Source organism: Streptomyces sp. FH025 (assembly GCF_017427025.1).
Classification (GTDB): domain Bacteria; phylum Actinomycetota; class Actinomycetes; order Streptomycetales; family Streptomycetaceae; genus Kitasatospora.
Genome location: NZ_JAFLNG010000222.1, coordinates 1 through 10,742 on the forward strand (window position 1 = coordinate 1; position 10,742 = coordinate 10,742).

Genomic DNA, 10,742 nt, shown 5'->3' on the forward strand with positions numbered 1-10,742 from the left:
TGGCACGGGCCTTCGCCGCCGCCGGCGGCCTGTGGCCCTCCTCGCCGCCACCCGGTGACGAGGCCGCGCGTCGGCGCCGACTGGCCGTGTCGCTCTCCATCGTCATCAGGACGAGGTTCCTCGACGACCTGCTGCGGCAGGCCTGCGCGTCCGGGATCCGGCAGGTCGTGCTGCTCGGCGCCGGCATGGACAGCCGGGCCTTCCGGCTGGACTGGCCCCAGGGCACCCGGCTGTTCGAGGTCGACACCGCCGCGCCACTGGACTTCAAGGCCTCGGTCCTGCACCAGGAGCGGGCCGTCACACGCTGCGAGCGGATCACCGTCGCCGCGGACCTGCGGGAGGACTGGCCCGCCGCGCTGACCGCCGCGGGACACGACCCGGCCGCGCCGACCGTGTGGATCGCCGAAGGACTGCTGATCTACCTGCCCGAGGACGCGGTGGAACTGCTGCTGGCCCGGATCGGCGCGCGGTCGGCGCCTGGCAGCCGGATGGGGCTGACGCTCGGCCCGCGCGGCGTGATCGAGCGCTTCGGCGCGGACGCCGCGCCGGGATCGGCGGCCTCCCTGTGGGTCTCGGAGACACCCGACGACCCGGTGGAATGGCTGGCCGGACACGGCTGGGAGGCCACCAGCCACACCCTGCGCGAGCGCGCCGCCGCCTACGGCCGCCCGATCAGCACCCCTGCGCAGCGCGAGGAGCGGCCCGGCGGACTGATCTCGGCCATCCGCCGGTAGAGCGCCTCCCGGGTCCCTGGGTGATCGATTCCAACGGGGCCCGATGAGCGGACCGGGTTCATGCGCGGCCGGCCGGCCGTGCGCGCACTGACCGCCCACAACCGCCGAGGCCAGGGCCGGGTTCCTGCTGGAGGAGGTGCCCTGGGAACGCTTCCCGAAGGGCTGAGTCCGGGAGGACACGGAGCGGCTGCCGCCCACTCCCGCGCGCAGAATCACTCCCCTCGCCCAGCCCGGGTCTCCACCACGGCGGCATGCCCGCGTTCGAGCAGCCGGGAGACCGGTTCCGGCGGGATGCGGCGGACTGCGTCCGTGCCCGGTGGTCGAGATCAGCAGCGTCCATGACGGCGCACCGTAGCCCCTGCCCCTGACACCGAGTCGTCTCGGATCGCACCCGTCTGGGGAAGGGGGGTGTGCGGTGCGGTGCTCGCGGGGCGGGCTCCTCATGGCGGTGGGTCTGTGATGGTTCCACGAACCATCGAAACCCCAGCCCATGCCTCAACCGCACTCCCCCCTGAAACGTCACCAGCGGCGGCAACGGCTCCACCTACGCCCACTGCTCATTCGCCAGGCCCGACGGATACTACGCGTAACACTATTCACAATAGGCTCAATGACCCCTCCAGTCTGGCGATACGGCAGCTCTCAACACGGCCTCAGGCCTGCAAGGGATCAAGACAGTTCGCATAAAGCGGAAGATTTGATTCAGCATCACACCCGCCCCGTCTTGCCCGATTTGAATCGATGACAGCAGGTCGGATATTAAATGTCCATTCAATCCAATTGCAATGCAATGGTATACGTTTTTCCATGTCGCCAATTCCATAAATGTCCACCAAATCGGACAGTCACTCCATGGAGCACGCCACTGTCCAGAAAAGGTCTGCCCACCAAGCAAGTTATCTTGTAGTCTTTTTATTCGTAGGCGCCGCACCATGGGCAGCGCCCGCGTGGATTGACGGTGCTCAATTTCGCCCGTTCAAATTCGGAGACGTCCGAGCGTCCGGGCTCAACCGTCTGTGTCAATTTACTGCGCTGCGAGGCCCTGCCGAGCAGCACAGGAAACGACGAACGAAAGGGCAAACCCAATGAGTCTCTCGGCAATAGTGCGTCGTACCGCTGTGGGCGCCGCCGCAGCCGTCGCCGTTCTGGGGATCGGCGCCACGCAGGCGTCGGCCGGCCAGGTCGTCGACTTCCCGGGCTCCACCGGCGGCTTCGCATTCACCTACAGCGGCACCACCGCCTCGTTCTACACCGGGCAAGCCGGCCTCCAGTCGATCATCAAGGTCACCGGCAGCGGCAGCGCGCAGGACCGCGCCCAGTGCCAGCGCGGCAACGGCGAGACCAACTGGTACCAGTCGACGATCCGGGCCAGCGGCGGCGGCACCTCGCACTACGACTGCTCCGCCAACGGGACCTACAACCGCGCGCTCGTCGGCGTCGGGGCGGACTTCTGACCCCCCTCCCTCAGAACACGGCACACCTGAGGAAGGTCCGCGGGTCCTCCCGTGACATCTGACCGCTGCGGCCGGCGCCGAAGGAGAATCATGAGTACGTCCAAGAGAATTCTTGTGCTGGCGCTGGCCGTAGCGGCCGCCCTCGGTGGCACCGCGACCGTCTTCGTGATGAGGTCCGGCACCACCGAGCTGACACCCGCCCAGACGGCCCAAGCCCGTCGCCTGACCCTGGCTCTGGCCGGGGTGCTCCCGCGGAGCGAGGACGCCCAGTTCGACCTGGACCTCGCGACACGCACCGAACAGCTGATCGCGGGCTGCATGCCGGCCCGCGGGTTCCAGTACGTCCCCAAGAACCCGCGCAGCCTGGTCGACACCGAGACCTCCACCGACTTCTCCAGCCTCGAGTACGCACAGAAGCACGGGTTCGGGATCGCCGCCTGGCCCGCCTTCCTGCCCAGCCACGAGAACGACAGCTACACCGCATCACTGTCCGAAGAGGCCGCCACACGCTACGACCAGGCGCTGTCCTCGTGCTCCGACGACTCCCGGGAAGAGGCCGGCCGGGAGTTCGGCGTGGACAAGGGGAACTCGGATTACAACAAGATCGACAAGAAGGTCACTTCGAGCGCTCGCTATCAGGCGGCAGGGCTGGAGTGGATGGCCTGCGCCAAAAATCGCGGCTACGACTACCCGAGCCGCCTGGATCTCATCCGCCAACTGCGCGGCGAGTACCAAAAAATAATGAATGAATTACACGGAAGAAACTCCGATGGAAAGCCCTACGTGAACGGCGAGATCCAGGCCCGGGCAGAGGCGGACTCGAAGTATCAGGAGTTCCGCCAGAAAGAGGTCTCCGCCGCCGTCGCGACGTTCCCCTGCTCTCAGACCCTGGACCGGGTGTACCGGGAGGTCTTCATCGAGGAGGCCGGATACTCAACGCCTTAATCGGAATTTTGGGATCCGCTTATCGAACGAGGGGTCGACGCCTCTGGATGGTGAGATGATCGCCACGCACCTGTAAAAACGCGAGAGGGCAGGCAATGAATCTTCTGGTAGCCGATGAGCTGAGCCTCAGTTTCGGCACGACCCGCGCGCTGGACGGGGTATCGTTCGCAGTCGCCCCGCGGGAGGTGGTGGCCGTGACTGGGTCGAGCGGCTCGGGAAAGTCGACGCTGCTGCACTGCCTGGCGGGGATCCTCGCCCCGGAGGGCGGCAGCGTCCACCTCGACGGCAAGCGGATCGACAACCTGCCCGAGGCGGGCCGCAGCTCCCTGCGCCGCCGGGACTTCGGCTTCGTGTTCCAGCTCGGCGAACTGATCCCCGAACTGTCCGTACTGGAAAACGTGGCGCTGCCGCTGCGGCTCGCGGGAGTGACCCGCAAGGACGCCGCACGGAAGGCCGGGGAGGCGCTCGAGCGGCTGGAGGTCGCCGGCCTCGCCGCGAAGCGCCCGTCCCAGATCTCCGGCGGACAGGCCCAACGGACTGCGGTGGCACGGGCCCTGATCCACCGCCCGAAGGTCGTCTTCGCGGACGAGCCCACCGGCGCTCTCGACACGGTCAACGGTGAGCGGGTGCTGACCGCGCTGACCACGGCTGCCCGGGAGCAGGGCGCGGCCGTGGTCATCGTGACCCACGAGGCGCGCGTCGCGGCCTGCGCGGACCGCGAGATCGTGATGAGCAACGGCCGGGTGGTCGGGACGAAGGAGCGGGTGTGATGCGGGCCCGCCTCTACCCCTTACTCCTGGGCGTGCGCCTGGTTCGCGGCTACGGCCGCTCGGGCTGGGCCCGGGTCACCCTGATGGCCGGCGGTACGACACTCGGCGTGGTCGTCCTGCTGCTGGCGATCGCCGTCCCGGGGATGCTGCAACACCGCGCGGACCGGGCCGACGCCCGAACGGTGATCTGCGCGGCCACGGACGGTCGTCCGGCGGCCGGCTGCGGCCTGCTCGGCGAGAGCGTGTCGGACAGCTGGTACGGCCGGCCCTTGCAACGCCAGCTCGTCCCTGAGACGGCCGCCGCCCCGCCGCCCGGCCTGAACCGCCTGCCGGCCCCCGGCGAGGTGGCGCTCTCGCCCGCACTGCGCACGCTCTACGACGAGCCGCAGAACCAGGCGCTGCGCGACCGCCTGCCCGGCCGGGCCACCGAGACGATCACCGCCGACGGTCTGCTGCAGCCGGACGAACTGCTCGCATACGTCGGTGTCGGAAGCACCCCGGGCGCCCCGGCGCAGCAACCCGCCGGATACGGGCCACAGGCGCACCACGTCACCGGCCCTGCGGTGGTGGCCGAGGCCGGGGCCGTCGCGGACGCCCGCAAGAACACCATCACCCTGATCGTCGGCGTGATCGCCGTCCTCACGCCCGTCCTGCTGTTCCTCGCCTCCTGCGCCCGGCTCTCCGCCGCCACGAGGGACCGGCGGCTGGCCGCGCTCCGTCTGCTCGGGGTGACGCCGCGCCAGGCCCAGGTGGTGAACGCGGGAGAGAGCGCCGTGGTGGCGACGCTGGGTGCACTCGCCGGCCTGGCGGTCTTCGAGGCCCTGCTGCCGTTCACCTCCCGATGGACCGTCGCGGGCTACGGCTGGTACTCCGCCGACCTCCAGCCCCCGTTGTGGCAGATCGTGGCACTGCTCCTGGCGGTTCCCGTCCTCGCCGTCGGCGTGGGGGCCGTCGCGGTACGGCGGGTCACCGCCACCACGAGGGCCGGGCGGGCCGATGCGGTGACGAAGGCACCGTCCCCTTGGCGGCTGGCACCGCTGGCCGTCGGTGTCGCGGTCAGCGGGTACGCGGCGGCCAGCCCTCCGCCGGATCGCGGCGACCCGAACACCTCGATGCTGCTGACCATGGCCGCCGGGCTGCTGCTGGTGTTCATCGGCCTCGCGGCCGGCACTCCGCTGATCGCGCGGAGCATCGGTGTGTTCCTCGGGCGGGTGACCCGCTCGATCGCCGTCCTGCTCGGTGCCCGGCGGCTCGAGGCCGAGGCCGCAGCCGCCACCCGGGTGGTCTCCGGGCTGGTTCTCCTGGTCTTCGCCGGGGCCTTCGGGCAGTCGGTGCTCGCGGCGATCCAGTCCCGCACCGACGCCGGTTCCTGGACGCAGGTGATGGCCCCCGGCGTCTACCAGGGGCCGGCGACGAGCGCGAACGGCACGCCGCTGACGACCGCCACCTTCGCCGACATCCCCGGCGTACGCTCGGTCGTCCCCGTGCGCCGCCTCCAGACGCCGATGGCGCCCGTCACGGTGACACCCGTCCAGGGCATCCCGGGTGGGGCGTCCGGGTCGCCCGTCGGCACGGTTCAAACACCCCCGCGCATCCACAACGCCGTCGTCCTCACCTGCGCCGAGCTGTCCGCCGTGATCAAGAATGCGCCACAGTCCTGCGAGGAAGGCACCGCGTACTGGCTCGCCCAGTCCGGGCAGCCGACCGGGCTCGACAACGGAGCACCGCTGGCCCTGGCTCCGGCGGCTTCCGCCGACAGCCCCGTCACGGTGGCCGCACCCACCCGCACCCTCACGGTCCCCGACCGCAACGCGGTGTCCGACGGCTCCCCGGTGGCGGCCGACATGCTGCTGCCGCCCAGCACGCCGGGCCTGTCCGAGGCAACACTGCCCGCCACGACGTACCTGATCGTCACCGACGGCAAGAGGTCCACCTTCGAGGCGCTCAACGCGGCGGCCGCCCGGGTGGACCCGAGCCTGACGGTCTCCGTCCCGGACATCGCGCTCGAATCTCAGTACCAATTCCCGCTGTTCCGCGCCCTGCTCACGCTCGGAACCGTTCTCGTCCTGATGATCTCCTGCGCCGCCATCGCCGTCGGTTCGATCGACCGCGCCATCGAACGGCGCCGCGAGGTCGCCCTCCAGGCAGTGGTCGGCGTCCCACTGCCCACCATGCGGCGCGCCCAACTCCTCCAGGTGCTCATCCCGTACGGCGTCGGCATCACACTGGCCCTGGGCCTCGCCGTCCTGGTCGGACGAGCCTACGGACGCGCAGGAGGCACCCCGGGGGCGATCCCGCTCGGAGGACTCGGCACCGTCGCCGCCATCGCCCTCGTCGGCGCGGCCGTGGCGGGGCTGAGCGCGCTCCCCGCCCTCGGCCGGGGCGTCAAGGCGGAATTCCTGCACCGCGAATAGCCTGCAGGGCACATCTACCAGCAGCCGTGACCGGGCCCGCGCCGTGGGAGCGCGGGCCCGGTCACGCCCCGGATCTGAGCTCACCACCTCGCCGTCGTGTTGCCGCGGGCCGGACGAATGCGGGCCTGGGCGTCATCTCGCCGCTGGTACGCCCTGGACAAGACTCAGACGCTCCTCGATGCTGCTCCCCCCTCAGGCCTGCCGCGACCAGGTGCCGTGTACTACGGCGGGCCGACAGCGCTGCACTTGGTCGGCAGCTCCTGGACCAACGGTGCTTCCTGCTGAACAGCGAGGAGTTGAGCACGATGCACAGGACCTGGCGGGCAGCGGAGCGACGCTGTGGATGCCGATCATTCTCGACCTCCTGCCCGGCCCCGACGGGCTGGCCGACGACGAGATCGGGCCTGCACTGCGAACTGCGGCGATGGTGGGCGGCGATGCCGCGCTCTCCTACCTTAAGCAGTTCCGTGACAGCAGCCGGTTCGGAGCTTCGGCCATGCTCCGGGTGGGCTGGCTCTTCTCGTCCTTCGATCCTGTCGAGTACGCGCAGGAGATCCTTGCCCACCAGCCACCGCCTCTCGGCGTTTCCGTCAAGGATGCCGCGCAGCTGGCTGCCCTGCCGATGCTACCGCCGGTGCATTCGCTGTCGTGTGCAGGTCCCTTCACCGCGGCGGACGTCCTTGCCGTACCGCATCCGGCAAGCAGGTCTCACCTACACCTCGCGGACAACCCCGTTCTCGACGATCTCGGCTTCGTGCGCGATATGTCAGCGCTCACCCATCTTGACCTGTACGGCTGCCCCCTGATCGACGACCTCTCGCCCCTTCGCGGCCTGCGGTTGCAGCGCCTCTCACTCGACGTGGGAGACATCGCGAACCTCGATGTCCTCGACACCCTTCCCGATCTCTTCGACCTGTTCCTCGGGATGCCGCTGCCCTACAGAAGCCTGGAGGCCGTCCCGGCCGGCGAGCGGGTGACCGAACTACGACTCCACGCCCGTGCCTACGACTGCACCGGCATCGAGGGCATCGGCCGGTGGGAACGCCTGACCAAGCTCGGACTGTACTCCCGGCTCAGACCTGGAGACCTTTCCCGGCTCATCCCCCTCACCACCCTCACCCACCTGCTCATCGCCAGGAACCAGGATCTCGGCGACTCCGCACTCCCCCAGGTCGCCGACCTGTCCCTGGTCCAACTGGAAACCGCCCCGGACCTCGACCGGGTCCTCGCTCTCTTCCCCGGCCTGCACCGCCTCTCCGTGATCTTCCTCCACACCTCCCCCGACACCAACGTTGACCTCACGCCCTTGGCAAGCAGGGAAGATCTGGTCATCTACGTGAACGGAGCCGGCGCCGTTCACGGCGCGGAGAAGTTCCAGCCCGACATGGTCAAGATCAGCCCCCGCCCGCGCGTTTGAGCGCCGTCGGCGCTCCGCCTGTCGCCTGGGTGGAGGAGCTGCCGTTGGAGGGCCTCGCCGACGCGCTGCATTCGCTGTGCGGCGGTGTCGTCGGTGTCGGCGGGAAGATCCTCCTGCGGGTCGGCTGAGCGTCTTCGATCGGTCCGGTGCGGGCGCCCGGTGGGGCGTGTGTGCGGGCTCTGCGGGCGAGCGGCTGGGGCCGTCTCCTTCAAAGGAGTGCCCTGGTCACGAGTCTGACGGCCGTCTCTGGGAGGATCTGCGCCATGACGACCGACATCCGCCGCGCCGCGGGAACCAGAACCCTCTCCGACACCCTGCTTTCGATGTTCGGCATCCGGCGGCTGAGCACGGACAAGGACCTGGCCGACCTTCAGGCGGGCACCACCTTGCAGGTGTTCTGCTCGAGTCCGACGCTGGGCACCGTCAGGATGCTGCCGATCGGCAAGGGGCGCACCGTTCCGCACGCGGCGTCCGGCCACCTGTTCCTCAAGGCTGACGCGGTGACGTGGCGCAACCAGCGCACCGGCGAGAACGTCGCCCTCCGGGGTCCGTTCCGTCTGTCGCCGTCGGAGCAGAAGACCCCGCACCCGAAGATGCTCCGCTTCGACCTGGTGGCGGGCGACGGGCAGCACGTGATCGTGATACCCAAGGCCGATGTCGCCCTGGTCACGCGGGTCCTGGAGGCGGCTGACCGGTAGCGCGCCGAGGTCCGGGCGGGCCACGAACCGTGGAAGCGCCGGCGGCGGGCGGCTGAGGCCGGAGGCCTACCCCACGTTCATCGGCAACCAGGACGGCCCACCACGGCGGACGGCCGCCCGGGCAACGCTCGGGGAGGTAGAAGCCCGGTGTCTCGCCGCAGATCAGCCCGGCGGACCGGACGCTGTATCAGGTCACAGTGGTCCTCGGCGCCCTGGCCGCCGGCGCGCTGATCGCGCCGGTGGCCTTCCACCGCTTCCTGGCCGGGCACCAGATGATGCCCGAACTCGTCCGCGCCGGTGCCAAGCTGGTCACCCTCGGCCTCGTCCTGCTCGGGGTGACCGTGGGGGCGGCGCTGGCGCTGCTGCTGCACGTGGCCACCGGATCGCCGCTCGCCCGGGTAGTCGCGGGCGCGGTCGTGCTCTGGTTCACCGTCTGCTGGCTGCTGCTGCCCTGGCCCGACCGTAGCCACCGGGCCATCGGCCTGGTCAGTCTTCGACGGGACACCCGCACGCTCTCCACACCAGGGTCGGCGGCGTCGGCGGCCAGGGCGAGCGCGTGGTCGTGGAGGGCGTGGCCGTGCTGGATCATCTGGCGGCGCCAGCCGTCCAGGGCCGCGTAGAGGAGGACGGAGGGGCTGGTGGTGCCGAGCAGGTCCACGCGCTGCTTGAGGACCACCTGTGCGACAAGGCGGTGGAGCCGCCGATCAGGAGCCCGGGCAGAACTCCGCCTTCAGCTCGGCGGTGAACAGGTCGATCGGCCCGCTGCCGCCGTTCAGCCAGTCCCCGTTGACGTTGGTGGAGAGCAGGTGGCGGCCGTCCCGGCTGCCGTAGGTGTAGGTCCACGAGCCGTTGATGGCGCCGCCCATGCCCCAGACGGTGGTGCAGGGCAGGTTGACGGAGCTGACGCCCAGGCCGTAGGAGGTGTCCTTGATCCACTTGTCCGCCGGCGTCCGGACCATCGTGAACATCTCCTGCTGCTGGGCCGGAGGCAGCAGTCGTCCGTCCAGCAGGGCGGCGAAGAAGGTGTTGAGGTCGCGGGTGGTGGAGATCATGTCGCCGGACGCCCAGCCCCAGGACGGGCTCAGCTCGGTCACGTCGTAGTCCGGAGTGTTCGGGTCGGTGTACCCGAGGTGGGAGTACTCCCGCCCGTGCGGTCCGTGGATGGTGACGTCCTCGGAGGCGGGCTCGTAGGTGCTGGTGAGGCCGAGCGGGGTGGTGATGCGCTGCCGGATCTGCTGGGCCAGGGTGCTGCCGGAGGCCCGTTCGACGATCATCCCGGCAAGGACGTAGTTGGTGTCGGAGTACGTCCAGCCGGTGCCGGGGGCGAAGTCGGGCTGGTGGGCGCGTGCGATGCCGACGAGCCGCTCAGGGGTGAAGTCGTCGAAGCGGTGCTGCAGGAAGGGCTCGTGCCAGAACTCCTTCCCGATCTCGTCGTCCATGGCGAAGTTGGGGACCCCGCTGGTGTGGTTGAGCAGCTGCCGGACGGTGATCCGGTCGGGCTGGTAGCCGGAGGCGTCGAGGACGCCGGGCAGCCAGTGCTCCACGCTGTCGTCCAGGCTCAGCCGGCCCTCGGCGGCGAGCTGGAGCACGACGGTGGAGACGAAGGTCTTGGTGGTGCTGCCGATCCGGAACCGGTCCTGCTCCTGGCGGGGCCGCCCGGTGGTGATGTCGGCGACGCCCGCGTCGCCGAACCAGCGGTGGCGCCCGTCCCGCACCTCGGCGACGGCGCCGGGGAGTCCACCGGTCGTCACGCCCTGGTCGAGCACGGCCTGCACGCCCGGGTGGCGGTCCCACTGCCCGGCCTGCCCGGCGGCCTGGTCGGCGAACACCGGTGCGGCAGTGGTGACGGTGGCGGCGAGCACGGCCCCGGTGAGCAGGGCGGTGACGGCGGCGCGGGTGGTGGTCCTCATGGTGTGTTCCCCCTCGACGGTGTTTCCCGCTGACGGAGAGAACGCTCCCGCGAATTCACGACACCGTCAACATCAACTCCACGGCCACTTTCACACCACCCCAGCTCAGTTGACTGATTTCCTTGCAATGAGACTGCTTGTGAATGCAACACCTCTACACTCCCATTGCAACAACGCGGGCGGCGGGCGGATACTCTCCTGACCATCGAGAGGAACCCGCGCGAGGAACCCGAGAGAACAAGGGGACGAGGACGGATGCCCGGAGGCCGACTGACCCAGCAGGACCGCCGCCGGATCGCCACCGGCCTGGCCGAGGGGCTCGGCTACGGCGAGATCGCCCGAGGCCTCGGCCGGCCGACCTCGACCGTCACCCGCGAGATCGCCCGCAACGGCGGCCCGT

General features: G+C 69.9%; 9 protein-coding genes and 1 pseudogene. 9 read left to right on the plus strand and 1 reads right to left on the minus strand.

Annotated elements, in window-relative coordinates:
• The 8 genes and pseudogenes from J0670_RS17610 to J0670_RS39265 form a co-directional block, all read left to right on the plus strand.
• Nucleotides 1-734, plus strand: a 734-nt coding sequence (locus tag J0670_RS17610; protein WP_207812557.1) for an SAM-dependent methyltransferase, incomplete at its 5' end; no start/stop codon positions are given.
• A 1,118-nt stretch (nucleotides 735-1,852) separates the two neighbouring features.
• A complete protein-coding gene (locus J0670_RS17615) occupies nucleotides 1,853-2,188 on the plus strand; it encodes a hypothetical protein (protein WP_207812558.1) in 336 nt (111 codons plus the stop codon).
• A 90-nt stretch (nucleotides 2,189-2,278) separates the two neighbouring features.
• Complete coding sequence (locus J0670_RS17620; protein WP_207812559.1) at nucleotides 2,279-3,133, plus strand: hypothetical protein; 855 nt, start codon at nucleotides 2,279-2,281, stop codon at nucleotides 3,131-3,133.
• 95 nt (nucleotides 3,134-3,228) lie between these two features.
• Nucleotides 3,229-3,903 (plus strand): ABC transporter ATP-binding protein, encoded by a 675-nt coding sequence (locus tag J0670_RS17625; protein WP_207812560.1) that lies wholly within the window; start codon nucleotides 3,229-3,231, stop codon nucleotides 3,901-3,903.
• A complete protein-coding gene (locus J0670_RS17630; protein ID WP_207812561.1) occupies nucleotides 3,903-6,317 on the plus strand; it encodes an ABC transporter permease in 2,415 nt (804 codons plus the stop codon). The genes J0670_RS17625 and J0670_RS17630 overlap by 1 nt, the downstream gene beginning before the upstream one ends.
• Before the next feature lie 343 nt (nucleotides 6,318-6,660).
• Entirely contained in the window at nucleotides 6,661-7,734 is a 1,074-nt protein-coding gene (locus J0670_RS17635; protein WP_207812562.1) for a leucine-rich repeat domain-containing protein, read from the plus strand.
• A 263-nt stretch (nucleotides 7,735-7,997) separates the two neighbouring features.
• The gene (locus tag J0670_RS17640) at nucleotides 7,998-8,432 is read left to right on the plus strand and encodes a hypothetical protein (protein WP_207812563.1); all 435 of its coding nucleotides are present in this window, start codon (nucleotides 7,998-8,000) and stop codon (nucleotides 8,430-8,432) included.
• Between the two features lie 161 nt (nucleotides 8,433-8,593).
• Nucleotides 8,594-8,872 (plus strand): annotated as a pseudogene (locus J0670_RS39265) (DUF6328 family protein); the annotation flags it as partial.
• Between the two features lie 264 nt (nucleotides 8,873-9,136).
• Here the strand turns inward: J0670_RS39265 and J0670_RS17650 are convergent.
• Nucleotides 9,137-10,342, minus strand: a complete 1,206-nt coding sequence (locus J0670_RS17650; protein WP_207812565.1) for a serine hydrolase — start codon at nucleotides 10,340-10,342, stop codon at nucleotides 9,137-9,139.
• Between the two features lie 255 nt (nucleotides 10,343-10,597).
• On the opposite strand from J0670_RS17650, the gene J0670_RS17655 reads away from it, so the two are divergent.
• The coding region (locus J0670_RS17655; RefSeq protein WP_207812566.1) for a helix-turn-helix domain-containing protein at nucleotides 10,598-10,742 on the plus strand (145 nt) is incomplete at its 3' end.